This is a genomic window from Crocosphaera sp. (assembly GCF_030064895.1).
Lineage (GTDB): Bacteria > Cyanobacteriota > Cyanobacteriia > Cyanobacteriales > Microcystaceae > Crocosphaera.
This window is the reverse complement of record NZ_JASJEB010000038.1, coordinates 1-25,565: the sequence shown is the minus strand read 5'-3', so window position 1 is coordinate 25,565 and position 25,565 is coordinate 1. Positions and strand designations below refer to the sequence as shown.

19 protein-coding genes are annotated in these 25,565 nt (G+C 36.4%); 14 read left to right on the top strand and 5 right to left on the bottom strand.

Annotated features, from left to right (window positions below; translation table 11 throughout):
• Nucleotides 1-10: 10 nt before the first annotated feature.
• From QNJ66_RS11055 to QNJ66_RS11015, 9 genes are all read left to right on the top strand, one after another.
• Nucleotides 11-547 (top strand): chemotaxis protein CheW, encoded by a 537-nt coding sequence (locus tag QNJ66_RS11055; RefSeq protein WP_300506468.1) that lies wholly within the window; start codon nucleotides 11-13, stop codon nucleotides 545-547.
• 7 nt (nucleotides 548-554) lie between these two features.
• Nucleotides 555-4,601, top strand: a complete 4,047-nt coding sequence (locus tag QNJ66_RS11050; protein WP_300506466.1) for a GAF domain-containing protein — start codon at nucleotides 555-557, stop codon at nucleotides 4,599-4,601.
• Between the two features lie 161 nt (nucleotides 4,602-4,762).
• Complete coding sequence (locus tag QNJ66_RS11045; RefSeq protein ID WP_300506464.1) at nucleotides 4,763-8,104, top strand: hybrid sensor histidine kinase/response regulator; 3,342 nt, start codon at nucleotides 4,763-4,765, stop codon at nucleotides 8,102-8,104.
• Nucleotides 8,105-8,137: 33 nt separating this feature from the next.
• The gene (locus QNJ66_RS11040; protein WP_300506461.1) at nucleotides 8,138-8,659 is read left to right on the top strand and encodes a hypothetical protein; all 522 of its coding nucleotides are present in this window, start codon (nucleotides 8,138-8,140) and stop codon (nucleotides 8,657-8,659) included.
• Nucleotides 8,660-8,968: 309 nt separating this feature from the next.
• Nucleotides 8,969-9,853, top strand: coding sequence for a pentapeptide repeat-containing protein (locus QNJ66_RS11035; protein ID WP_300506458.1), 885 nt, complete (start codon nucleotides 8,969-8,971; stop codon nucleotides 9,851-9,853).
• A gap of 74 nt (nucleotides 9,854-9,927) precedes the next feature.
• Entirely contained in the window at nucleotides 9,928-10,716 is a 789-nt protein-coding gene (xth, locus tag QNJ66_RS11030) for an exodeoxyribonuclease III (RefSeq protein WP_300506455.1), read from the top strand.
• A 21-nt stretch (nucleotides 10,717-10,737) separates the two neighbouring features.
• Nucleotides 10,738-12,024, top strand: a complete 1,287-nt coding sequence (locus tag QNJ66_RS11025) for a DNA cytosine methyltransferase (RefSeq protein ID WP_300506452.1) — start codon at nucleotides 10,738-10,740, stop codon at nucleotides 12,022-12,024.
• Complete coding sequence (locus QNJ66_RS11020) at nucleotides 12,021-12,815, top strand: endonuclease (RefSeq protein WP_300506449.1); 795 nt, start codon at nucleotides 12,021-12,023, stop codon at nucleotides 12,813-12,815. The genes QNJ66_RS11025 and QNJ66_RS11020 overlap by 4 nt, the downstream gene beginning before the upstream one ends.
• Before the next feature lie 145 nt (nucleotides 12,816-12,960).
• The gene (locus QNJ66_RS11015) at nucleotides 12,961-13,527 is read left to right on the top strand and encodes a manganese efflux pump MntP family protein (protein ID WP_300506447.1); all 567 of its coding nucleotides are present in this window, start codon (nucleotides 12,961-12,963) and stop codon (nucleotides 13,525-13,527) included.
• 82 nt (nucleotides 13,528-13,609) lie between these two features.
• On the opposite strand, the gene QNJ66_RS11010 is transcribed toward QNJ66_RS11015, so the two are convergent.
• Complete coding sequence (locus QNJ66_RS11010) at nucleotides 13,610-14,863, bottom strand: glycosyltransferase family 4 protein (protein ID WP_300506444.1); 1,254 nt, start codon at nucleotides 14,861-14,863, stop codon at nucleotides 13,610-13,612.
• 220 nt (nucleotides 14,864-15,083) lie between these two features.
• Here QNJ66_RS11010 and QNJ66_RS11005 point away from each other — a divergent pair, with 220 nt between their 5' ends.
• On the top strand, nucleotides 15,084-16,334 hold the full coding sequence (locus tag QNJ66_RS11005; protein ID WP_300506442.1) for a GNAT family N-acetyltransferase: 1,251 nt from the start codon (nucleotides 15,084-15,086) through the stop codon (nucleotides 16,332-16,334).
• Between the two features lie 84 nt (nucleotides 16,335-16,418).
• On the opposite strand, the gene QNJ66_RS11000 is transcribed toward QNJ66_RS11005, so the two are convergent.
• The 3 genes from QNJ66_RS11000 to QNJ66_RS10990 all read right to left on the bottom strand — a co-directional run bounded on the left by QNJ66_RS11000 (nucleotide 16,419) and on the right by QNJ66_RS10990 (nucleotide 20,429).
• Nucleotides 16,419-16,931, bottom strand: coding sequence for a hypothetical protein (locus QNJ66_RS11000; RefSeq protein WP_300506440.1), 513 nt, complete (start codon nucleotides 16,929-16,931; stop codon nucleotides 16,419-16,421).
• Nucleotides 16,932-17,023: 92 nt separating this feature from the next.
• Nucleotides 17,024-19,714 carry a phycobilisome rod-core linker polypeptide gene (locus tag QNJ66_RS10995; protein WP_300506437.1) on the bottom strand — a complete coding sequence of 897 codons (2,691 nt, stop codon included), beginning with the start codon at nucleotides 19,712-19,714 and terminating at the stop codon, nucleotides 17,024-17,026.
• 490 nt (nucleotides 19,715-20,204) lie between these two features.
• Nucleotides 20,205-20,429: a hypothetical protein gene (locus tag QNJ66_RS10990; RefSeq protein WP_300506433.1), complete on the bottom strand. Its 225-nt coding sequence runs from the start codon at nucleotides 20,427-20,429 to the stop codon at nucleotides 20,205-20,207.
• A 471-nt stretch (nucleotides 20,430-20,900) separates the two neighbouring features.
• On the opposite strand from QNJ66_RS10990, the gene QNJ66_RS10985 reads away from it, so the two are divergent.
• Entirely contained in the window at nucleotides 20,901-21,146 is a 246-nt protein-coding gene (locus QNJ66_RS10985; protein ID WP_300506430.1) for a hypothetical protein, read from the top strand.
• 104 nt (nucleotides 21,147-21,250) lie between these two features.
• On the opposite strand, the gene QNJ66_RS10980 is transcribed toward QNJ66_RS10985, so the two are convergent.
• On the bottom strand, nucleotides 21,251-22,234 hold the full coding sequence (locus tag QNJ66_RS10980; RefSeq protein WP_300506427.1) for a cation diffusion facilitator family transporter: 984 nt from the start codon (nucleotides 22,232-22,234) through the stop codon (nucleotides 21,251-21,253).
• A gap of 40 nt (nucleotides 22,235-22,274) precedes the next feature.
• Here QNJ66_RS10980 and QNJ66_RS10975 point away from each other — a divergent pair, with 40 nt between their 5' ends.
• From QNJ66_RS10975 to QNJ66_RS10965, 3 genes are all read left to right on the top strand, one after another.
• On the top strand, nucleotides 22,275-22,619 hold the full coding sequence (locus QNJ66_RS10975) for a hypothetical protein (RefSeq protein ID WP_300506426.1): 345 nt from the start codon (nucleotides 22,275-22,277) through the stop codon (nucleotides 22,617-22,619).
• Nucleotides 22,620-22,716: 97 nt separating this feature from the next.
• Nucleotides 22,717-23,529: a TlyA family RNA methyltransferase gene (locus QNJ66_RS10970; RefSeq protein WP_300506423.1), complete on the top strand. Its 813-nt coding sequence runs from the start codon at nucleotides 22,717-22,719 to the stop codon at nucleotides 23,527-23,529.
• Between the two features lie 451 nt (nucleotides 23,530-23,980).
• On the top strand, nucleotides 23,981-25,565 hold a 1,585-nt coding region (locus QNJ66_RS10965), incomplete at its 3' end, for a M10 family metallopeptidase (protein WP_300506420.1).

The window sequence follows — 25,565 nt, the reverse complement described above, 5'->3', positions numbered from 1 at the left end:
GAAAGAAAAGGTGTTATCTACAACTGAAACTATCTCTGTATTCCATATTAATCACCAATCTAGTCAACTAGAATACCCCGAGAAATTTTTACGTTTTGCCATCAATTCTACTACTGAAGGCTTGCTTCCTTTGGGGGCATTACAAGAGGTGTGTCCCCTGGAACTCCATAATATTTTACCTGTACCAGAGATAAACCAGTCCATCCTCGGCATTATTAATTGGCGAGGAAAATCAACCTGGATAGTTGATCTCGGCAATTTATGGGGAGAGTGTCATTGGTGTCAAAAAGAGACCATCCGAGAAAGTGGGATGGCTTTATTAGTTCCCGGGAAAGAGCAAACAATCGGTTTATTGATTGAAGAAATCAAAACCGTAGAAATATATAACCCTCAGGAATGTCTACCCGTTCCCGAGACAATGTTTTCTCAGGAATTATCTGCCATCGCTAAAGGTTATTCCCTTAACTCTTCGGGAAAAACGTGGGTTTTCCTAGATATTGATTCCATTATGCAAACAATTGACTCATTTTTAATTAACAAGGATTAAGAAAAACATGGTATTAAACTGGATTTTCGATTCCCCTGAACAAGAAACGGAAGCTGAACAAAACGGCTATTCTCAAGAAAACGGAATGATTAAGCAACCACTGGAAGACGAAGAAAATGGCCATGCTGAAAATAAGGTCGAACACTCGGAGGAATTCAAAATGAATAGAGAAAATTTTGCTCCTACAGAAGACAAAGAAACCCATTTAGCAACCTTAGACGCGAATTATCGGGAAATGAGTTCTGTGTCTGTAGTTGACTTTGATCTCAACGACGCTAACTGGTTGACCAATATTAACCAGCAAACACAACAGAGAATGGTTGATGGACTGGATCAAATTCGCCAATCTCTACAAGCTGATCGGGTGTTGATCTATGGATTTAATCCCGACGGTAGTGGAGAAGTGTTGGCCGAGTCTGTAGATGCTCGTTGGTCAAAGGCCGCTTCTTCTTTTGATCTCGACTATAATTTGACCGAAGACAACTGCAAACCTTACTACGTGGTCAACGATATTTCTACGAAAGGTTTTGCTCTTTGTTTAGTAGAAGCTCTCCAAGCCTTAGAAGCCAAAGCTTATATTGTGGTTCCCATCAAATACAACGATCAGCTTTTAGGAGTCTTAGGAGCTTATCAAAACGCTACACCCCGTAATTGGCAAGAGTCAGACTTGAAACTAATGCTCAATGGTGCGGCTAAATTTCGTATTCCCCTGCAACAAACCGCCTTCATCCGTAATAGTCAATTTCAACAAAAACAACGAGACAAAGCGGTTAAACAAGAACGAGCGTTAGGGAAAATGCTCGAACAGATTCGTAATGCTAAAGAAGACGAGCGAATTTTTCAAATTGCCACTTATGAAGGCAGAAAATTATTGCAAGCTGATCGCTTAGCGGTTTATCGTTTTGACGAAGACTGGGGCGGTCGATTTATTGCTGAATCTGTGGGTCCCGGTTGGTCAAAACTGATTGATACTATTTTGGTGGTTAACGATACCTTCCTGCAAGAAAATCAAGGAGGGCGTTATAAACACGGTGAATGTTTTGCTGTGGATGATATTTATGGGGTGGGACATCAAGCTTGTCATATTGCCTTACTGGAACAATTTGAAGCTAGAGCTTATGCCATCGCTCCCATTTTTATCGGGGATATGGCCACAGATAAAAAGCTCTGGGGTTTATTGGGTGTTTATCAAAATTCTGGTTGTCGTAAATGGCAAAAAGACGAAATTGAGCTACTGAGACAACTGGGTTTACAAATAGGGATTGGGATTCAACAGAATCAACAATTTGCCGAACTGCAGAAAACGGTATTTCGTCAAAAAAGTGTTGCTCAGATGGTAGCACGGATGCAAAAAGCTGACTCTGTGGAAAATGCTTTAGAAATCGCTGCGCAAGAAACCCGTAAATTATTAGAGGTTGAAAGAAGCAGTATCTATCGTTTTAATGCTGACTGGAGTGGGGAAAATGTGGTAGAAGCTCCTTTTGATCAGGAATTTAAGGCACTGCAAGATTCTTGTTTTCAAACCACTTTTAGCCAAAACTGCTATCCTTATCTCCAAGACAGTCAAGGGGGAAGTTATAAAAATGGTCAAGCTTGTATTGTTAATGATCTCAGTCAATCAGGGTTAGAAGAACGTCTGATAGAAATCTTGGAAAGATTAGACGTTAATGCTTTTGTGAGAATGCCCATTTTTGTTGACCAAAAACTCTGGGGGATCATTAATCTTTATCAATCCAAGACTCGTTTGTGGAAAGAAGATGACCTAGAATTTCTGCAACGAATGATTCAACAAATCAGTGGTGTTATTCAACAAAAACAGTATTTAGATGAGTTGCAAACCCAAGCACAACAAGAAGAAGCGATCGCTAATATTGTGCAACGTATTAATGCTTCTCTGAATGTTCAAGACATTTTCCGTAGTGCTACCCAAGAAATTCGCAACTTGCTGCAAGTGGATCGTGCTGTGGTTTATCGTTTTAATCTTGATTGGAGTGGAGAAGTTCTCGCTGAGTCTGCCGGAGCAGAATGGGTGTCCGTGATGGAAATTCAGGAAACAGATGAAACCCTATTTAGTAAGGAAATGAACGCCCATGAGCAATGTACCTTAAAAAATATGCAAGCAGGTTCTGCTCTGGATCGAGATACCTATTTCATCAATACTAAGGGGGGAGACTATACCCGGGGCAAACAATTTAATGTGGTCAATGATATCTATAATGCAGGATTTTCTAGTTGTTATCTGCGTTCCTTGGAAAAATATCAGGCTAAAGCTTATATGATTGTTCCCATTTTCCAGAATAATCAACTTTGGGGTTTATTTGCCGTTTATCAAAATTCTGGGACGAGACGATGGAAAAGTAGTGAACTGAATTTGATGCTGAAAATTGCCCCTCAATTGGGAATTGCTATTGAACAAGCAGAACTACTAGAAACAATTCAAAGCAATAACAAGGAGTTAAAAGAACGTTCCCAACGAGAAAGTGCCATGGTACAATTTTCCTCTCGTTTGATGGGTCGTTTTGCTCAATTGATGCAGAAAAATAATAACCCCAAAAAATTGATGGAATTTGCCATCAAAGAATTACGACAAGTTCTAAAAGTAGATCGGGTTGCTATATATAGCTTTGCTTCTGATTGGTCTGGAAAATTTATCATTGAGTCTGTAAGTCCTAACTGGCCAAAATTAGTGGGGACAGAATTAGCTGAAGTTAAAGACAGTCGCATTCAAGAAGATCAAGGAGGCCGTTATCTTCGTCAAGAAAGCTTACAAGTTAACGATATTTATCAAAGCGAAGACCATGATTTACCCTTCTCCCTCCTCGAAGAAACTCAAACCAAAGCTTATCTCTTGGTCCCTATTTTTAACGGAGAACAACTCTGGGGACTGTTAGGGGTTTATCAAAACGATCGCCCTCGTCAGTGGGAACAGTCTGAGCAAGCTATTCTTGAACAGGTGGCCATTAACCTTGGTGTAACCCTGAAGGTGGGAGAATATGTAACTCAATTGCGATCGCAAGAAGAACAACTTTCCGAGTTAGTAGAAAAGGAACGGAACCAAAGAGAAGGTTTACAACAGGGAGCTTTAAGAGTGCTACTTGCCTTAGAACCCTCTTTCAGTGGGGATCTCACCGTTCGCGCTCCCATATCCGAAGATGAAATCGGAACCATTGCTGATGGTTATAATACCACCATCCAAAGTATGCGAGAGTTAGTGCGACAGGTTCAAGTTTCTGCTTCCAGGGTGAGTGATACTTCTAGCTTAAATAGTAACTTGGTGAATCAACTGTCTGAAAAAGCGCATTTACAGGTTGAGCAACTAAAAGAAGCATTAATGCAGTTGGAGTTAATGGTGTCTTCCACGGAAGATGTGGCCGCTTGTGCGAAAAAGGTTGAGCAAACCGTTGAGGAAACCAACCAAACGGTTCAATCTGGTGATTCTTTGATGGAAAAAACCGTGGATGAAATTTTAGAGATCCGCTCTACTGTTTCTGATACTGCTAAAAAGATTAAACGTCTAGGGGAAACCTTCCAAAAGATTACTAAGGTAGTTAACCTAATCGAAAATTTTGCCACTCAAACCAATTTACTCGCTCTCAATGCGTCTATCGAAGCAACTCGCGCTGGTGAAGCAGGGAAAGGGTTTAGCGTGGTTGCGGATGAAGTTCGTTCTCTTGCTTATCAATCAGCTAATGCAACCACAGAAATTACTCGTTTAGTGGATGAAATTCGCACAGGAACCAATGACGTTACCGAAGCAATGGAAATTGGACTTGCTCAGGTGGTTAATGGTACTAATCTTGTCAGAGAAACACAGCAAAGTCTCAGTGCTATTGTGACTGCTACCAACAATATTAAAGAATTGGTGGGCGAAATCACCGAAACATCTGCTAATCAAACGCAACAATTCCAGATTGTTACGAAAGTGATGGCCAATGTTTCAGCTATCTCTGAGGAAACTTCCCAAGAAACTGCTCAGATTTCTGATTCGTTTAAAGAACTCGAAGACACTTCATCGGAATTACAAACCAATATCCGTCAGTTTAAGGTCGATTAATTGATTGAGAGTGTGGGAAGTGTGGGAGGTGACGGGGTGACGAGGTGAAGGGGTGAAGATACATCAATCATTTCTCCCAGTCTCCCAGTCTCCCAGTCTCCCAGTCTCCCAGTCTCCCAGTCTCCCTCTACCAAAAAATGTAATCTTCAACCCAATTTCCTATGACTATTGATTCTATAGAACAATATTTCTTTGATGAATCTTCAGAACTGCTGCAAACTATTGAACAAAACCTGCTGGAGTTGCTGGATGAAAAAACTGTTGACAAAGTTCATACTCTGATGAGAAGCGCACACACCATCAAAGGTAGTGCTGCTAATTATGAACTGAAAACCCTCGAAACTATTGCGCATCACTTAGAAGATGTTTTTCAAGCGTTATATCCTTCAGAATTAGAAATTGATGGTGAACTTTCTGGTTTACTGTTAGAAGGTTACGATTGTCTCAGAATTCCCTTAAATGCAATTTTGTCCAATCTAACCTATGATGAGGAAGAAATTCTAGATCGCACTGCTGAAGTTTTTGCTAAACTACAAACTAAATTGGGTAATTTCTTCGGTCGTGAAGCTCCTTTACCTACTTCTGAAGAACTGGGATTTGATGTTGTTGGCTTGATCTTTGCTGATAGTGTTCCGCAAGATTTAGAACAATTAGAAACTGCGATCGCTACTGACAATCCAGAAGAAGTTTATACTGTTCTTAATAGTAAGGCTAATTTTTTTCGAGAGTTAGGGATGTCTTATGAACTTCCAGGTTTAGTGGCAATAGCTAATGCTACTAAAGTAGCAATGGAAAATCATCAGGATCAGGTTATTACTATTGCTAAAATAGCTCTAGAAAATTTTCAACAAGCTTATACTGCTGTTTTGGCTGGTGAGAGGACTCAAGGAGGTTCCCTCTCTGATAAATTACGTCATTGGGCTGATTTTTTTCCTGAAACTAATGTCCCAATTAATATCTCTTTAGATCAAGATAATAATGCTCTAAATCAAGAGTTATCAGAAATTATTTATCAGTCTCTCGATAATAATTTCCAACCAATTTTAGGAGAAAAAGAATATGAAAATTCAAACAATAATAATCATGAACTGACGAAAGAAATATTAGATATTATTGATAATTCTGTTGAAGATAATTACAATAAAATTTTAGAAGAAAAAGAGGCTGAAAATTTAAACAATAATAATCATGAACTGACGAAAGAAATATTAGATATTATTGATAATTCTGTTGAAGATAATTACAATAAAATTTTAGAGAAAAAAGAAGAAATATTAGATATAATTAATGATTCTGTTGAGGAAAATACCACCAAAACTTTAGAAGAAAAAGAATTTAAAAATTCAAACAATATTAATACATCTAATTCTGCAATCGCAAATATTTTACAATCACTTTGTATAGGAAATGAAGAAACATTTCTCAAGAAAAAACAAGTCATTGCCTCTGAAAAAAACAAGCAAGTTTCTCAGCCGAAAACACAATCTAAACCAGCACTTCCAACTATCAAAGTAGCAGTTAAACAACTGGATCGTCTCAGTCATACAATTGGGGAATTACTGATTAGTGAAAATCAACAAAACCTACAATCAGAAAATCTTTATCTTCTGACTCAAAATACTTTAAAAGAGTTTTTTATATCCCAGCAACAACTTAATAAAATACGTGACTGGTCTGACAAAAATTTACTGCTCCCTAAGAGTACAAGAAATAAAATTTCCAAGAAAAAAAATAACAAAATATCCCCTTTAATCTCCACATCATTAACTGATATGGAATCAGAATTTGATGTTTTAGAAATGGATATATATAGTGATCTACATCTTTTACTGCAACACTTAACAGAGCAAATGATGCACCTAGGAGAAAACATTGAAAATCTAGAAAATTTAGCCCAAGGTTTACATTTTAGTCGAGGAAAACGTAAACAATTACTATCTCAAACTCAAGAAGATTTATTAGAAGCTAGAATGGTTCCCTTGGCAACGGTATTCAATCGATTTCCTCGACTCATGCAACAGATGATTGCAGCGCATCAAAAACCAGCTAAACTTAAAATTATCGGCTCTGAAGTACTCATTGATAAAGTATTTGTAGAGAAACTCTATGAACCCCTACTCCATCTAATTCGTAATGCTTATGATCATGGACTAGAAGCAGCCGAAACCCGTATTCAACAGGGTAAACCAGAAACAGGAAAAATTACAGTAGAAGCTTATCATCAAGGTAATCGTATTATCATAAAAATCAAGGATGATGGACAAGGATTAAACTGGGAAAAGATTCGTCAATCAGCCATTGAAAAACAGTTATTAACCCCAGAACAAGCGACTAATATCTCAGAAGAGCAACTAGGAAACTTCTTATTTGAACCTGGGTTTTCTACCACGCAAAAAATTAGCCATTTATCAGGACGAGGGATAGGTTTAGATGTGGTTCATTCTCAGTTAGAAGCTTGGCAAGGATCGATTTCTATTACATCAAATAAGGGACAGGGAACTACTTTTACTTTACAATTACCCCTAAGTTTTACCACTGCTCGTTTATTAGTTTGTGAGTCAAATGGTATTACCTATGCTTTACTGGCCGAAGCGATAGAGCAAGTTTTATTACCTTCCCCAGAACAGATTCAACATCAACAAAAAACCTTCTTCTGTTGGACACAAGACTCTAAACAAGAACTCATTCCTATCCATCCTTTAGCTGACTTAGTTAACTACCAATATCCCACTTTATACAAAAACAAAAACTCAGAAACTCTTTTTCCTCTCAAGTCCAAAAACTCAGTTAAACCTCTCCTGATGTTAAACCATAACCAGCAACGTCTTTGTTTGGAGGTGGATCAGATTTTAGTTGAACAAGAACTGGTAATTAAATCTCTGGGTGATACCCTAACCTTACCCAATTATATTCAAGGTTATAGCGTTTTAGGAAATGGTGATCTAACCTTGGTAGTTGAACCGACGGCCTTGGTTTCTCAACCTCAAAAAACCAATCTCAAGGTCAATACTTTATTTCCTCAATCAGTCAGTGAGAAAACACCGATGACAACTGTTGCGCAACAGAAAGATTTAGTTGTTAACCCAAAACAAACCAGTCTTTCCGCAAACTCTATTTCGGTGTTAGTGGTGGATGACTCTGTAGTACAAAGACAAACCTTCCTGAAAATGCTACAAAAAGCCGGTTATCAAGTGTTGCAAGCAGGGAACGGTCAAGAAGCATTCGTGAAGTTAACTCAGCATCCAGAGATAAAATTGGTCATTTGTGATATAGAAATGCCCTATATGAATGGTTTTGAGTTTTTGAGTCACTGGAAACAAGATCCAAACTTTTCTGAGATTCCTGTGATTATGGTGACAACTCGCAGTGGCAAAAAACATCGTCAGTTAGCTTTGGCCTTAGGTGCAAAAGGGTACTTGACTAAACCTTATTCTAACCCAGAACTGTTAGAAACTATGAAGGAATTGATCAGCCAAAAGAACACTCTTGTTACTGTTCATTAAATCAGAAATCACTTTAATAAAAACATAGTTATCATGATTAATCAAACCTTTGAACTTGAAAGATTATCTCATACCACCATTAACCCAGATGCTTTACGGGTTCTTGTGTTTAGCCTTTCCAAAACTGCTACAGAGCAAGTAGAATATTTTTTTGCTCTCCCAGTTGAAAGTGTACTTAAAGTAATCCCTTGCCCTCCTATTAATTGGGCGGTTGGTGGTGAGCTTGGTATGGCTGATCTCGGTTCGGATAATGTGACAACTTTGGATCTACATCGACACTTTTTCCCTAATACTTCAACGGTTATTAAAGACTCTCCTTTTCTCGTTTTACTCAACACTATAACCTCAGAACAATGTGGTATTCCTGTTACTGGACTTCCTATATTAAGTGATATTCCCTTATCAACAATTCGTCCTGTTTCCTTATCTTATCGTCAGGTTGCTAAAATTGATTTTGCTAGTCATATGGCCATAATATCTGATCCAGAAAACAAAAAGTCTATTAAAATATTTCTTCTTGGTATGAGTGAGATGATTGAATCGAGGACAGCTTAAGCAACACGAAACTAACCGTCTATTTCTCCCAGGAAAGCTCAATTTTAAATTGACATTCAACTTTTTCAAGTATATTTGCTATAATTGAATGATTGATTACCTATTCCTTATTTTTGAGGATAAGTAAGTAGGCAAAAATAAACGTAACTTTCTGATTAGTCTCTTAGGATAATAATGATAATCATTATCAAACCTAAAGGATTGACTGAGGATTTCTATGTTTAATTATACCTACCTGTTCAAGTCTTTATTGGTCATACAATAAAGACTAAATCAAGGTTTTTATTTTGAATCTACCCAGTATATAAAATGCCCCATTACAATGATAATTATGCTGATTCAGCAAACAATAGTTATATTTCTGCGAAGCAGTATAATCATTGTAATCTTAATCTAACAAAACAGCAAAAACCGTTAGAAGTTGCTATAGAAGGGTTAATCGAACAAATTAATTTCCATAATTTTGAACCTATTATATCATCATTACAAGAAATTAGTGTAGATAATTCAATCAAAATAGACTACATAAATCAATGTACTGCTAAAGTTATTCTTAATGGTTCTCAGGAAGGACTGGAAAAACTACAAGATTTATTTAGATCAGGAGAATTACAAGAATTCTTAGATAATAAAAAATGGGAAGATTTTTCTCAAGTTATTGTTGAAAATATTTGTTTTGTTGAGGATTTAGAAGTTATAAAAAAATGTAGCATAATTCAACAAATTAGGCAGCAAACTATAGATAAGAATCAATTAATGAAAGATTATTTAATAGGAATTGATCTAAGTGGAGCAGATTTAAAGTCTGTTAATCTAAGTTGGGCTAATATCAGGGAAATTAATTTAGAAGGTGCTAATTTAATAGGTGCGAATTTGACTGGAGTTAACCTTAATAAATCTAACCTCAGTGAAAGTTATTTGATGAAAGTTTATTTAGTTGGTTCTGATCTCATTGATGCTAATTTGATAGGTGCTGACTTAACTGAATCAATGCTTATGGGAGCTAATTTAACTGATGCTGATCTGAGTGGTGTTAGTTTGAATAAAGCTAATTTAAGCGGTGCTGATCTAACTAATACTAATTTAAGCTGGGCCAATCTCACTCAAGCTGATTTGAGACAATCTAATTTTAAAAAAGCTATTCTTAATAAAACTCATCTCGATGGAGCGAATTTAACTAATATTAAAGATTGATATAAACTAGAAATTAGAGTAAAATAAAACTTGATAGTGAAGATAAAAAAATTAATTGAGAGTATTAAATTAATATGAAAATTGCTACTTGGAACGTTAATTCAATTCGCACTAGACAACCTCACGTTATTAACTGGTTGAAAGAAAATTCTATTGATGTTCTCTGTTTACAAGAAACCAAAGTAATTGATAAAGATTTTCCTAGAGAACCTTTTGAAGAATTGGGTTATCATGTTTATATTTACGGACAAAAAGCTTATAATGGTGTCGCTATTTTTAGCCGTAAACCAATGACAGATATTGTTACAGGATTTACTGATGTTGTTGGGGAAGAAATAACCCAAAGTTTTGATGTACAAAAAAGAATTATCTCAGGAGTAATTGAGGATATTCGTATTATTAATGTATACGTTCCTAATGGTTCATCTGTAGGCAGTGAAAAATATGAATATAAGTTACAATGGTTTCAAGTTTTAAAAGCTTATTTAGATAATTTACTCAAAAAAGAATCACGTGAATTATGTATTTGTGGCGATTTTAATATTGCCTTGGAAGACAAAGATATTTATAATTCTAAGGGTAAAGACAAACATATTATGTCCTCTCCAGTAGAAAGAGAAACCTTAAAAAATATATTAGCAATTGGGTTAAAAGATGCTTTTAGGAAATTTACAACAGAAGAGGGACATTTTAGCTGGTGGGATTATCGATCAGGAGGATTTCAACGGAATAGAGGTTGGCGTATTGATCATCTTTATCTTACAGATCAATTGTATAAAAAAGCTATTAATTGTACAATTGATGTAGAACCGAGAAAACAAGAAAGACCAAGCGATCATACACCTGTTATTCTTGAAATATAAGTAAAATTAACTTAAAAAAATATGAACAAAAAACGTCCTATTGCTGTTGATTTATTTGCCGGTGTTGGGGGAATGACTTTAGGTTTTGAGCAAGCAGGTTTTGATGTTTTATCTTCAGTAGAAATTGATCCTATTCACTGTGTAACTCATCATTATAACTTCCCTTTCTGGACAACTATTTGTGCTTCGGTTACAAAGATAACAGGTAATGAAATTCGAGAGTTATCAACCATTAAAAATCAACCCATTGACGTTGTATTTGGGGGTCCTCCTTGTCAGGGTTTTTCCTTAATGGGAAAACGAAGTTTAGATGATGATCGCAACTCTTTAGTTAAACATTTTATTCGTTTAGTTTTGGAGTTACAACCGAAATATTTTGTTATGGAAAATGTTCCAGGAATGACTATTGGTAAACAGCAAATGTTTTTACAAGAAATTTTTGCGGAATTTGCTCAAAATAACTATCAAGTTAAAACAGATTATCAAATTTTAAACGCAGCGAATTATGGGGTCCCTCAACTAAGAGAAAGACTATTTATTCTTGGATCAAAACAAGGTTTAATATTACCTAAATATCCTATTTTTATTACTGAATACACGAAAAAAAATGACTTAGAATTACCATCAACTCCGACTGTAAAAGAAGCAATTCAAGACTTACCAGAAGTTAATCAATATACTGAATTAAATAATCGAGATTGGGTGCTCGCTGACTACAAAAAACCTAGTAATTATGTTAAAAATCTTAGAGATATATCTAATATAATTGATGATTATTCCTACCCAAGAAACTACAATAAACAATTATTAACTTCCAGTTTAAGAACGAAACATCAACAAAAATCTATAGACAGATTTAAAAAGACACCTCAAGGAAAAATAGAATCCGTTAGTCGATTTTTAAGGCTACATCCCGATGGTTTTTGTAATACCTTAAGAGCAGGTACTCCCAGTAATCGCGGGGCCCATACTTCCCCTCGTCCCATTCATCCTTTTACCCCTAGATGTATCACTGTCAGAGAAGCAGCAAGACTGCATTCATACCCTGATTGGTTTCGATTTCATGTCACAAAATGGCATGGTTTTCGACAAATTGGGAATTCAGTTCCTCCTTTATTAGCAAAAGCAGTTGCTCAGGAAATTATGAAAGTTCTTGATATTTTACCCATTAAACCAACGACCACATATAAATTAGAAAGCGAAGAATTATTAAGCTTGAATATGACTCAAGCAGCTAAATATTATAATGTAAGTCCTGATGTTATCGGGAAAAGAATTAGAAAAGAAGATACTAGGAAAAAATCATGAAAAAATCGCATATATATAGTAGAATAATTCGAGAGATTTTTAGGAGACATTATACTCCTGATGCGGATCGCCTTTACTTTCAGCGTTCAGAAATTGAAGAAGTTGCTAAGGAACTTAACATTGAATTACCTAAAAATTATGGTGATTTAATCTATTCATTTAGATTTCGTCGACCTCTTCCTGATGAAATAAGATCAACAGCACCTCCTGAGTATGAATGGAGAATTGAATTATCAGGGAGAGCTAATTATTGTTTTACACTGGGAAAAATTAATCGAATTATACCTAGAAATGACTTGAGAAAAATAAAAATTCCTGATGCTACTCCTGAAATTATTTCTAAATATACATCAGGTGATGAACAGGCTCTTTTAACAAAAGTTCGTTATAATAGAATTATTGATATTTTCTTAGGAGTTACTGCCTATTCTTTGCAAAATCATCTAAGAACAACTGTCGAAGGAATTGGACAAATTGAAATAGATGAAATTTATGTTGGTGTTAATAGACATGGTAATCAATTTATAATTCCAGTACAAGCTAAAGGAGGATCTGATCAGTTAGGAGTTGTTCAAACTCAACAAGATATTATTTATTGTTGTCAAAAATTTCCTGAATTAATTTGTCGTCCTATATCAGCACAATTTCTAGATACTAATCTAATTGCAATTTTTGAATTAATTTCAGAAGATGAAACAATCAGAGTCGTTGATGAAAAACATTATCTTTTAGTTCCTAATCAAGAGATTTCTGATCAGGAGTTAAGATCTTATAAAGTTTATTATGATTAATAGTAAAAGATGGTAACTTAAGGTTTATAAATTATATATTTAAAAAATGAATAAAATATGAAATAATCATGAAATAAATATGACAACATAATAATATGAAATAGGTTAAAGTATCTAATATCTAATAAATTTTAATTGTAGAATAATGGAATTAGTTAATACAACTTTTTTAGGTTTAGGATTAGCTGCTGATGCCTTTGCTGTGTCTTTAAGCAGTGGGTTTGTCATTCAACGAATAAAACTTAATAAAGCCCTAAAAATTGCCCTATTTTTTGGTATTTTTCAAGCAATTATGCCATTTATTGGTTGGCTAATGGGTTTATCTTTTCGGGAGTTTATCACTAATATTGATCATTGGATTGCATTTATACTCTTATTGGTAATAGGGAGTAAAATGATCTATGAAGCTTACAAAAACATGGATGAAGATGAAAAATTTAATCCCTTAGATACTTACACCTTATTTGCTTTAGCTATTGCCACCAGTATTGATGCCCTAGCCGCAGGATTAGGATTATCCTTATTAAAAACGTCTATTTTATTTCCTTGTATCTTGATTGGATTAATTACATTTTGCTTGTCGTTTATTGGTGTTTTTATTGGTCATAAATTTGGTAGTATTTTTAATCAAAAAATTGAGATAATTGGGGGTATAACATTGATTTTTATTGGTAGTAAAATTCTCATTGAAGATTTAATTAAACCGATTTAGACATCTTGTGATACCCTAAGAACTTACAAAGTATCTGGGGTAGTTCAAGGGAACAACTCAAGATAATATTGAATAATCAACTCTATCCCAGTTTATCGAGTTTATTTGTCGGCTTTTTCATTGACATCAATAATTCTTCGTACTTATCCAAAATAAACTCAAAATTATAAACTTTTTTAGCATATTCTCGACCCCTTTTTCCTAGAGATTGAACTAACTGAGGATTTTTATACAAATGTTCGATTGCTGAGGCTAAAGCTTCGGGATCTTCTGGAGGAACCACTAAACCTCCACAACTTTTTTCAACTGCTCTAGCTGCGGTTCCATTACTAGGAACCGAGGCAATAATTGCTCTTCCACTAGCCAATAATACTTGTATTTTTGAGGGCATATTAAAAGAAATTACGTTAGATTTCTGCATAACCATACCCACATTAGCGGCTGCTAACATTTCGGGTAATTTATGTCTAGGTTGAAAGGATCTTAAAATAACATTGGTTGCCTTTTTTCGCTCACAGTATCTTTCTAATTTTTCTAATGCTTCCTGTTTACTCACAATAACAATAGCTAAATCATCAATATGATTTAACTTAACTGCTGCATCGATTAGAATCTCTAACGGTTGAGTCAGGGCAATATTACCTGAATAAAGAACCACAAATTTACCTTCTAAATTATTTTCTTTGCGAAAGTAATTATTTTCTTGTTCCAGAGGTTTAATAAAGTTAATATCTACCCAATTAGGAATTTCTACAATCTTCTCTTTACCAACTTCCTTCTCTAAAAGATTTTCTGTAAACCCATCACTAATAACACTAATTTTTCTGGCTGTTTTGTAAGCAAAATTTTCTAACCATGTAAACAAACGAATCATTTTAGGATTACGAATTAAGCCCACATGAACCGCAGCATCGGGTAAAATATCTTGTAAATTCAAAACAATAGGCGTTCGATATAACCAGCTAAGAATAGCTGCTGGAACACACACAGGTAAACCAGGAATGGTGAGAAAAATAACATCAGGACGAGAACCATTTAAAGCCTGGAAAAAACTCAAAATAACAAAACTAATCTCGAACAAAGCCCGATTCTTGAAACTTCGTTCACGAGATATCCAGACAAAACTCCGTTGAATTTTTACGCCATTAATATTTTCGGTTAAATATAATTTTCCTTCATACTCTGGCGCAATTTCACTATTAGGATACCAAGGCATAGCGGTAATAACTCGCACATCATGTCCTTTTTTGACTAAGCCTTCTGCTAATTCTGTCATCAAAGGGGCAATACCAATCGGTTCGGGATGATAATTATACGAGTAAATGAGGATGCGCATATCCTGATGGTTAAAATTAAGATAAAGTAAACAGATTTATGAGACCCCATCGTTAACAACGGGATTTAAATTAAGCGTTAACTAATAATCTTCATTCAAACTCAATTAATCCTAAAGGTCAAGAAATTCTTTAGTTGTCATTAGCCTAGGCTGAATTAGACAAGAAATACCGAAAAATGGTTAAAATAGACAATAGGCCACCCATTTCCCGGTGCGATTCATGACAGCATCCCCTGATAATTATCCTAAAGCTTTGATCCGTCCCGTCCAATATAGGGATCTTGACTGGTTAGAAGGTATCACCAGTGAAAATAACCAGATAGCCCAAAATTCAGTATCTTTTCAAGGAAAACTACAACAAGCCAAACGTTGGTTTGGGGTTCTCAAGTTTCTTAGCTGGTTCCCAAATAGTCTTCAAGATCATTTTCGTGTCTATGTGGCAGAGTTACCCCAAGCATCTGACCCACGATTGAAAAGATTAAAAGGGTTTATCCATATTTCCCCTTTCAACATAGGACGGAGTACCTGGCGTGTAGAAAAGGTTATGGTGGCTTGTGACCAAGGAGAACCCGAGTTATTGACTAATCCTAAAGGTGTTGCCTCTCAACTCTTACGCCATTGTTTAGAAAACGTTTGGGAAGCAAGAACTTGGGTCTTAGAAGTTAATATTAATGAAAAAAATACCCTGGCCTTATATCGTCAAAATGGCTTTCAACCCTTAGCCCAATTAACCTATTGGTTGTTAGAACCTACTTTATTACAAACTTTAGCCCAACAATATGTAGAGTTACCTAATTTATTGCCAGTTAGTAATGCGGATGCTCATTTACTATATCAGTTAGATTGTGTTTCTATGCCTCCTTTATTAAGGCAAGTTTTTGATCGCAACTCACAAGATTTTAAAACTCATTTTTTAAAGGGATTATGTTCAAAATGGCAAAGGTGGCTTAATCAGAAAGAAGTCGCCCAAGGCTATGTTTTTGAACCCCAAAGAAAAGCAGCGATCGGCTATTTTAAACTAAACCTCTCTAAAGATGGTTCTCAACCCCATCAGGCACAGTTAATTGTCCACCCTGCCTACACTTGGTTATATCCCAAATTATTGGCACAAATGGCACAAATAGTCCAAAAATTTCCCTGTCAAGGTTTAGAGTTACTGTCAGCAGATTATCAACACGAACGGGAAGAATATCTGGAAAAATTAGGAGCAAATCCCATTGAAAATACTTTATTAATGTCTCGTTCTGTGTGGCACAAATTGAAAGAAGCTAAACCAGAAGGACTCCATTTATCAGAGATGTTACAAGGATTACAAGCTGTTCCTCGTTCCCCTATTCCCAGTCGTTTTTCTTGGGTTAAAAAACCTGTTAATTTATCAGAGCAAAACCAAATAAATACTCAAAATTATCACCATAAAGATAATAATAACTCTGTAGAATCATCGGAAAAAATAGATAAAGATTCAAAATAAATATTTCAATGATAAATGAAATAAGAGAGGGTCTAAGATTGCCCTCTCTTATTGAATAATTTTTTTTCTTAGGTAGAATGCTAATTAACTACCAGCAGGAACCAGATCGACTTCATCGGTTCCATCGGTTTCTCCTTGACCAGAATTGATTTGTTCCCCATTAACTTCAATGGCAAAAGGTGTCTCTTCTAAACTAAGATTATAGTCAGTTAAATCGCCAGTATAACCAACACTAGCGATCATTTCACGACCTTCATCTGTATATTTAAAAGCCAATAATTGATTTTTTTCGTTCTTATTATCGTAGGCCCAAATGACCATACATTGAAATCCTTGATACTCAAATATTTTGGGCGCACGACTAGGAACATAACGGCCAGGATCACCAAAACTATTATCAAGAAATTCTTGAATCGTACTATCTTCTACCGTTGCATAAGCAACTTCTTCTTCAGATCCAGGTTCCACATCTTCCTCAGTTTCAGGCACTTCCTCTTCCTTATCACGATTGCGAAAATAATCCACAGCCATTTTAGTCCCAATACCACCCACCACAGCAATACCAGCACCAATTAACATATTACGAAGTTTAGGCATTTTTTGCTCCTAAGATTTTATTCATTTTTATTATAAAAAAGACGCGATAAATCGCGCCTTTTTTTATGAAAATTTAGGAAATGATCATTAAATTAACCACCAACTTTAACCACAGGTTCAAAACTAGGAACAACCAACTCCTGATCCTGTTTAGTTAACTTGTTATACAAGCGTTCCGTGTTGGGGAAGTTCGCAGCAGGAAGGGTGGGGAAACGACGATAGGGAACCGTATCTTCTCCGAATAATTGGAGATATTCCATACTGTCTACCATTGACCCAATAAAGCCACGAATGCCCTGAGTGGCTAAAATTTGATTGTATTTTTGAATCTCTTTTTGAGTCAAAGGCGCACGACCTAAGAAATGTTTAGTTCCCAGTTCGATCACCTTAGTATTGGGATAAGGCGCGTAGAACTCTTTGATATAGAGATCAGAACAACCTAAACCTTCAATAAACTCTTTAACGGTGATTTCTTCGTTACCTAACCTACTTTCAAGACTGGTGAATTCAGCTTGAATAACATAAGGCTCGAGATCCCGCTCAAAAATCTGACGATAAGCAGCACGAATGACATTTTCTAAGGCTACTTGATCGGTTGTTGTCAACAACTTAAAGATTTTTGTTTGTTGACGCTGGGTGCTAACCCCTTGGTTGACTCGTAAGTTGATGTCCGGTGCGGTGCGATTAGTAGAAACTTGACCCAGTTCCACAAACCTTGGGGTAACTTCCTTATCAACCCGTTGACCAATATCTTCGCGAAGACTACCAGGACGACCCATGCGTAACTTCATTCCAGCCGGGGTCAAATACCGTTCATAGGGTACTGTATCTTCTCCAAAGGCTTCGGTATATTCCTGACTATCGATCATGGCATCCACTAAGGCATAAAACCCTTTCTTAGAAGCCAAATCAAAGTAAGGGTTCATTTCTTGGCGACCGTAGGTAGGACGACCCAAGAGACGACGGTGGATGTATTCGATCGCTTTGACTACATAGAAAGGGGCCCAGTAGGTTTTGAGGAAAACTTCAGACTTAGCTAAGGCTTTGATAAACTCCCGTAGGGTAATATCACCGTTTTCTAGTTGATTTTCCGCTACTGTTAACCGTTGTCCGTCATAGACATCGCGGCCAAACACTTGACGGTAGGCAGCGCGAATAACTGTTTGTGTAGCAGTCTCACCAAATTTAACACTGACTCCGTTACTGCTACCGGGTAGTTCGTTATTTAGACGGAAGACTTTCGCCCCTAAACTACCAGGTAACTCAGGCCGCGCCGCAGGGTTACTGTTTTGGTTATTGATACCAGGGCCACGGTGAATTAAGATGCGTTTGGTATCTTTGTTAAAGGGAGCAGGACTCTTACTAGGGTCACGGGTTTCTTTCGGGAAAATTGCCCCAAATTGAATTTCTAGGGGATCATTTCCAGAACCATAAACGTGCTGATCTGGTAAGGGCTGATTATATTTGGCAAAAGTGGTGATGAATTGAGGAATCTTACGGAAAGGCGCACTATAGTTAAATAGGTCTTGCTGCATTCCCCAGTTACGACATTCTTGGGCTTCTTGCCCTAAACCGCGTATATAAGGAACGGTTTCTTCTCCAAAATAATCAGCGTATTCTTGAGAGTCTACTAAGGCATCCACTAAGGCAGGAAGTCCACCGTTAGAAACGATGGAAAAGTAGTTCTGCACTTCTTCGCGAGAACTAGGACCGCGCCCTAAAATATGACGGAAAGCCAATTCTAAAGCCCGACTGTTGATGAAGGGTTCAAAGAACTGCTTACGGTAGAGAGGAGACTTACAGAGGCGACGGACAAACTCTTTCATAGAGATGTCCCCATTTCTCACCTGAGATTCTAGGTAAGATACAGATTGACTGTAAGCTTTGGTAATATCTCTCTCGAAGAGTTGACGATAAGCTGCTCTGATGATTTCCCCTTTCTCAGATTCGGATAAGCCGGGCTTCATCACGAATTTTTGACGGGTTAAAGCGGCGTTGAAGTAGCTTTGGGGCAGTTCTAACCCTTGTAGATCACTAGAAGAACGTTGACGCAACTTGTTACCAGGGGTTGGTGCTTTGATTTCTGTGATGAGAATGTCAAAGTATTCGGTAACAATGGCTTCTGCTTCTGCATCTTGGCGGAAATATTCCCGACAAGCAGCCCGCATTTCTTGCAGTGCTACGATGGTCGCATCAATGGAACAAGCTCTTTCTAGGACTTGTTTTAAACCACGGGTATTAACCACGATGATGCTAGGATCTCCAGCTACAATGGCATAGGTTACATAGCGCAAAAACCAAGACATATCCCGTAAAGACTTCTGCATATTGCTTGGTCCATAACGAGAAATATTAATGGGGCGAAACCCTGGAGGAATGGGACCACTGGAGGTGAACAGGGAGCGTAAACCGCCGAAAACTCCACCACCACCGCTACCGCTTTCTACGTAGGTAACGGCTCCTGGTTGCACTGTTGGGGTTGCTCCAGCCATGGCCATTTCTCTGGGGGCTTCCACTGGGGGTTTTTCTAGATACGCCATGGGCGATCCCCCAGTGAAGATCCGGTTAGCTGCCCGTGACACAATTAAGTCTGAGTTGGCTGTTATGATTTGGGCGATCGCCAGTCTCTTCTGTCCAGACTGGAAATAGGTAACTAATTGATTGAGTTCTGTCTTTCCTAAAAAGCGATCCTGTTGCTCAGCTTGACTGATGGCTGAGACGGGAACGGTTTGATACAGTTGGGGGTTGGCTGACGAGCTTCCACCACTTGCTTTTACACTCATTGGACTTCAACTATCTCCCATGAAAAAAATTGCTATTCTACTCCTTTATCGGAGTTTATATCTTTGCAACATCTTAATTAAAACCAGATGTTTCGTGAAGTACCCCAACTAAACTTTGTTGTAGTTGGGACTTCCAACTGACAAAAGCTTAGGACGGTTTTATTCGTCTTTGGAGCTTCCCGCTTCATTAGCTATTGCCTCTACAAGACTTATCTAGTCTAGTTTTGGTCTTACAAAGCCTCCGCAGGCAGTCGCCCTGCTTCCCAAGGCGATAAGGTTGTATCTTTAAAAAGTTAATCAGCCTCTAGATTAAACTGTTTCGGGCTTTCTGAGTAGTTTTGTTACGAAATGTATTCTTTTTATCTTCTTTATTCTTTATCTTGACAAAATAAAGTTTATGTGCATTTGACAAGAAATAGCTAGGGAATTAATAAACTTGATCTTCTGCAATTAAGAATTAATAATTAAAAACAGCTTGTCCTTAAAAGTTTCATTGTTCCTCATTTTCTAACAAATAAGGTTTTATTTCTTGATCTGTTTCTTTTTTCCCTTTGCCGAAGGATAAGTTTTTTAGACTCTCTTGTCCATTTTTAGCAATTTCCTCTCCTCGATTATCAATTCTTCTTTTGTGTATTAAGTCAAGTACATAATCTTGATCTTCAATGGATAAATTTTCAATGGAATCAATAATCTCTTGAAATGATATAGCACTCATATTGTTCTTGCTAACTCTTCAGTATATTATTTTACTCTAATTTATCATTAATCGACATTTGTAGTTCGAGTTGATGAAAATGATATCTAAATTTTCTTATTTTTTCGTGATTGTACCCAAAAATTAACATCAAAGTTATACTAAAAACCGTCAACTTTTTTTAGGAATTATACCATATCTAGTTTAGCAAAACTTATCAATTTTCGGGGGGGGTAAAGCCTAGCTTATCAATTGCTGGTGCTACCTTTGCCATTTTAACAAAATGTTTGCAGAAGTCCCCACCTATAAATTCTCAAAAAATATCAATATTTTAAGTAGTCGGACATAAGTAAACAGCACTGTATTAATTTATGTTAAGAAATTTCAGGCGATCGCTAAAAAAGTCCGCAAAGTGTGTTAGTGGGGTTAAGTAGAAAAATTTTGATTAACTATCGAAATTATTGTTCCCCCAGACGGAGATTGGTATTTTTTATGAAACCTGATTTTAGTAAAATGAGCAAACAAGAACTTAAAGCTTATGTTTTAACCCATAGAGATGATATGGAAGCGATTCGTCAACTATTTAGTCGTCGTCAGTCTGATGGAAAAAATAAACCCTATCCACCCCTTGTTAAAGATGGAATTCCTATTGAAGAAAATATTAACATCATGAAAAAAGCGATTCAAGAACGTATCGAAAAAATAAATAAGTCCCATAAATCCGATGATATAATTTAATTGAGAATGATCCTAATTTTTATTCATAACGTACAAAAATTAGGTTGTAGGGTGTATTAGCTTGATTAGATATAGAGACCGATTCTACCATTTTCTTCTTTCTGTTATTCTACGTCAGTTTTATTGGGATTACCATTTTCTGAATCAAAACTAATATTAGATGATTCATAATTGGGTGGTTCTACATGAATAAGAATCCGAATAGGAGAGAATTTTTGTTCTAAAATTAGTTCAATTTCTTCAGTGATTTCATGAGAAGTTTTCACATCTTTTGCTGCTACAATTAAGTGCATTTCTAAAAAAACTTGTCTTCCTACTACCCCCCGTGAAGCAATATCATGACAGTTAATAACACCAGGAACTTGCATAACAATTTCATGAATTTTCTCAGGTGCAATAGCAACTTCATCAACTAACCAAGGTAAATTAGAGCGCACCACTTCCCAACCACTATAAAAGACTAAAATAGCAACAGGAAAAGCAAAAATAACATCTAACCATTGTAATTGAGGTAAATTAAATTGTTGTCCTTGCCAAATACCAATTAACCCTAATAACACCATAATAGTAACCCAAATATCACTCATGGTGTGATAAGCATCGGCAATTAAAATAGCACTATCTACCTCTTTTCCGATTTTTCTCTCATAGAAAGCAACAAAAATATTAATACCTAAAACAATTAATAAAATCCATAATTGTCCCCCAGAAATATTAACAGGATCGCCACCATGCAAAATTTTTTCAATGGCACCCTGTATAATTTCAAAACAAGCAATGGTCAAAAAAGCAGCAATACCTAACGCTGCTACTCCTTCATATTTTTGGTGTCCATAAGGATGACGGCGATCGGGAAGTGGAGAAGAAAAATTACTGGCCACTAAACCTAAGACATTATTAGCACTATCAGTAACACTATGAAGCGCGTCTGCTTGTAAACTTAAAGAACCAGTAATGAAACCAACAAATGCTTTTAAACCCATCACAAACAAGTTGAGTAATAGGGTTATTAGCAATACTCGACGAACTTGAGAACGATTATCTTTTGTCACAATATTGAGATAAATTGTACAAGGTTCACCAATCATTGAGATAATGAAGATGTTAATTCCATTATAGTGTTTACTAATGACTCAGCTTACTCTTAATTTAGTACAAGGATCGGTTCGGTTTAATTTTTCTGCTGAAGCTGCAACGTCACTTAAATCAGAAATTGACCAATTAATGCAACGCTTGAAAACAGTGGCCAATAATGCGGGAACTGGGGGACGGCCACAACCCGAAAAACCGATGGAATATCGTTATACAGGAGAGATATTTTTAGAAGTTTTTTGTAATCCAAATATCTATCCCAGTCCTTTTGCTGCTAAGGTTTTATTAACAGTACGAGATGATAAGATAAGATTGACCACAGAAGCAGAATTAACTCGTATTATCGAAGATTTAGGACAATATTTAGAACAGGTTAGTTAATGTTGACCCAAAAAATCATTAGTAATTCTAAATTCTAATTGTTGCCTTTCAACTTGAGTAAATTTATAATTAAATTGCTCTATCTGCTGTATGTTCCTTGTCTAAACTACGTCTGGACCTCCTTTTAGTAGAACGTAATCTTTGTTCCTCCCGTCAACAAGCGCAACGTTGTATTCGGGCCGGAGAAGTTAAAGTTAATCAGAGAATCATTGATAAACCAGGAACAGAAGTCCAGACTACAGCAGACATTGAACTCAAAGCAAAACCCCCTTATGTCTCCCGTGGAGGTCTTAAGGTCGAAAAAGCCCTAAAACTCTTTAAAATTGCTGTAAAAGACCGTATATGTCTCGATGGTGGAATTTCTACTGGAGGGTTTACCGATTGTCTATTGCAAGCAGGGGCTAAAAAAATTTACGGAGTAGATGTGGGTTACGGCCAAGTTGCTTGGTCATTACGTCAAGATCCGCGCGTGATCTTAAAAGAACGGACTAACTTTCGTTATCTTACTCCTGAAAAATTATATCAAGATAATCCCCCGGCAGATTTAGGAGTGATGGACGTTTCCTTTATCTCCTTAACCAAAGTTTTAGAACCCTTATGGAATCTTTTAGTAGAACCGAGGGAAGTTATTTTATTGATCAAACCCCAATTTGAAGTAGGGCGATCGCGTGTTGGCAAAAAAGGGGTGGTTCGAGATCCGCAGGATCGCAGTCAAGCGATTTATCAAGTTTTACACACTGCTTACATTTTGGGTTGGTTCTGTTGTGGGTTAACCGCTTCCCCCATCACTGGACCTGCTGGTAATAAGGAATACCTCGCATGGTTGCGTTGCGATCGCGGTTCCCAGGACTATTCTTTAGATATTATTACCCAATTAACTAAGGGAAATCTCTCTGAATTAGTTCGATAATTTTGTTTAATTTATTCATATTTTCACTGAAATTGCATTTACCTATATATTTTTTTACTGTTTTATTTTTGTAAGAATAACATAAAAATTTTCTCAGGTTGTAAAGATTAGAACAAAAATAGTAACTCGATATTTTACTTATGTAAAACTACTTTTATGAGATAGTAATCTTCTAGTTTCAGATACTTTATTGCCATCATTTAAGTATTTTTAAGGTCTAAATTGTTTTGATCAGTATTATTTTTTAAATATTTTTTGTGTCAGTAATAATAAATTATTAAAATCAAAAATAATAGAAATTTACGTAAGTTTTACATTTTATTTTAGAAATAACAAATAATAAACTTTAAAAATGTAAATAGTTAAATTAACAAGTTTGATGATTGTATTCTGCCTTAACTATTTGTGTATTTCAATACATTATAACTGCTAAAAAACAAAGATAAAAAATATGGTTTACACCTTAACCTCAGATCAGAATAGTAAACAGCCCCTTTTTGTTAGTGAAAATGTTAAATGCCTTTGCCCTCCTTGTAGCCTCGAGGGAACTAAAGAAAATGACGAGACTGCTAGTAATAGCACAATTGGAGGCACATCTACTTCTTCGACTTCTTCCACTTATTACACTTATACGGGAGATTCTCCACCTATTCAGGCTTTATTACCTAGCAATAGCACTTTCAGAAGATGGTCTCCTGGTGCAGATAGAATCATTACCTATAGCTTCTTTGAAGATGATGATTTTGCTAATTCTTACTATGGATCTGAAACAGGGGTTAATGAAGTTAGTGATGCTGTAAAAAATAATTTTAGAGATATTATTACTTGGTTAGAAAATGTTATTGATATTGACTTTGTAGAAGTTGATGAAACCGATCCAAGTACTTACGGTCAAATCCGTGTTCAAAATTCAGACAATCCAGGTTATGCCTATGCTTATTTACCTGGATTTACACAGAGAGCCGGAGATATTCATTTCAAAACCAGTTTCGATACCTCCGGGAATACCAATGGCTTTCAGAATGGTGCAGGAATATATGGTTATATGGCCATGATCCATGAACTAGGGCACGCCTTGGGATTAGATCATACATTTGGTGGAACGCCCTTAGATCCTGTGTTCGATCATACAGATACGTCGGCAATGACCTACAATGTTCAGTTTTCTGGGATGAACCATGCCGGAACGTTTATGTCCCTCGATGTTGCCGCTTTACAACATTTATACGGAGCTAAAGCACATAATCAGGGAGATACAACCTACGTCTTTGGTAATACTATTGATCAAGTAACAGTTAATGGGGTTTCCGATGTAAATACCTCTAACTCACTTAAAAGACTCCTTTGGGACTCTGGTGGTCATGATATCTTAGATTTTTCGGGATTAAATTATCAAAGTAATGGGTTTAAGCTTGATTTACGAGGAGGGGGAATGCTCGCCTCCGCATTTCATAGTAGCGGCATAACAATGTATTCTACCGGCATAGCTTATGGTTTTGAGGTAGAAAAAGTTATTAACTCTAGCAGTGATGACAAGATTTACCTCAACAATGTTGCCAATGAGATTAGTGGTTATAATCCTAATGTCTCCACAGGTCAGGATATAATCTATTATGGAACCTCTCAAGACACCCTCAAGCTTGATTATGCTTCCGATCAAGTCACTCAAAGCCAAAGTGGTCAAAACCTGATTATTAATTTAGGTGGTAATGGCTCCATTGAGTTAATTGATTATTACGCCAATAATGATCGCATCCAAATTACTTATACTGATCCGACTCCCGATCCTGATCCGACTCCCGATCCTAATCTAACTCCCGATCCTGATCCGACTCCCGATCCTGATCCGACTCCCGATCCTGATCCGAATCCTGATCCAACTCCCCCTGTTAACAATGACATCATTATGGCCGAAATAGGTCAAGTTACCAATTTAGACCATAATAATCAAACCATTACCCTTGATCATAATTTTGTTAACCCAGTTATCTTTGCTAGTCCCCTATCCTATAATGGTGCTGGCCCGGCCATTACTA

Coding starts and splice junctions, on each gene's coding strand:
- QNJ66_RS11050 (WP_300506466.1), top strand. CDS start 555: ATGGTATTAAACTGGATTTTCGATTCCCCTGAACAAGAAACGGAAGCT.
- QNJ66_RS11045 (WP_300506464.1), top strand. CDS start 4,763: ATGACTATTGATTCTATAGAACAATATTTCTTTGATGAATCTTCAGAA.
- QNJ66_RS11040 (WP_300506461.1), top strand. CDS start 8,138: ATGATTAATCAAACCTTTGAACTTGAAAGATTATCTCATACCACCATT.
- QNJ66_RS11035 (WP_300506458.1), top strand. CDS start 8,969: ATGCCCCATTACAATGATAATTATGCTGATTCAGCAAACAATAGTTAT.
- xth (WP_300506455.1), top strand. CDS start 9,928: ATGAAAATTGCTACTTGGAACGTTAATTCAATTCGCACTAGACAACCT.
- QNJ66_RS11025 (WP_300506452.1), top strand. CDS start 10,738: ATGAACAAAAAACGTCCTATTGCTGTTGATTTATTTGCCGGTGTTGGG.
- QNJ66_RS11020 (WP_300506449.1), top strand. CDS start 12,021: ATGAAAAAATCGCATATATATAGTAGAATAATTCGAGAGATTTTTAGG.
- QNJ66_RS11015 (WP_300506447.1), top strand. CDS start 12,961: ATGGAATTAGTTAATACAACTTTTTTAGGTTTAGGATTAGCTGCTGAT.
- QNJ66_RS11010 (WP_300506444.1), bottom strand. CDS start 14,863: ATGCGCATCCTCATTTACTCGTATAATTATCATCCCGAACCGATTGGT.
- QNJ66_RS11005 (WP_300506442.1), top strand. CDS start 15,084: ATGACAGCATCCCCTGATAATTATCCTAAAGCTTTGATCCGTCCCGTC.
- QNJ66_RS11000 (WP_300506440.1), bottom strand. CDS start 16,931: ATGCCTAAACTTCGTAATATGTTAATTGGTGCTGGTATTGCTGTGGTG.
- QNJ66_RS10995 (WP_300506437.1), bottom strand. CDS start 19,714: ATGAGTGTAAAAGCAAGTGGTGGAAGCTCGTCAGCCAACCCCCAACTG.
- QNJ66_RS10990 (WP_300506433.1), bottom strand. CDS start 20,429: ATGAGTGCTATATCATTTCAAGAGATTATTGATTCCATTGAAAATTTA.
- QNJ66_RS10985 (WP_300506430.1), top strand. CDS start 20,901: ATGAAACCTGATTTTAGTAAAATGAGCAAACAAGAACTTAAAGCTTAT.
- QNJ66_RS10980 (WP_300506427.1), bottom strand. CDS start 22,234: ATGATTGGTGAACCTTGTACAATTTATCTCAATATTGTGACAAAAGAT.
- QNJ66_RS10975 (WP_300506426.1), top strand. CDS start 22,275: ATGACTCAGCTTACTCTTAATTTAGTACAAGGATCGGTTCGGTTTAAT.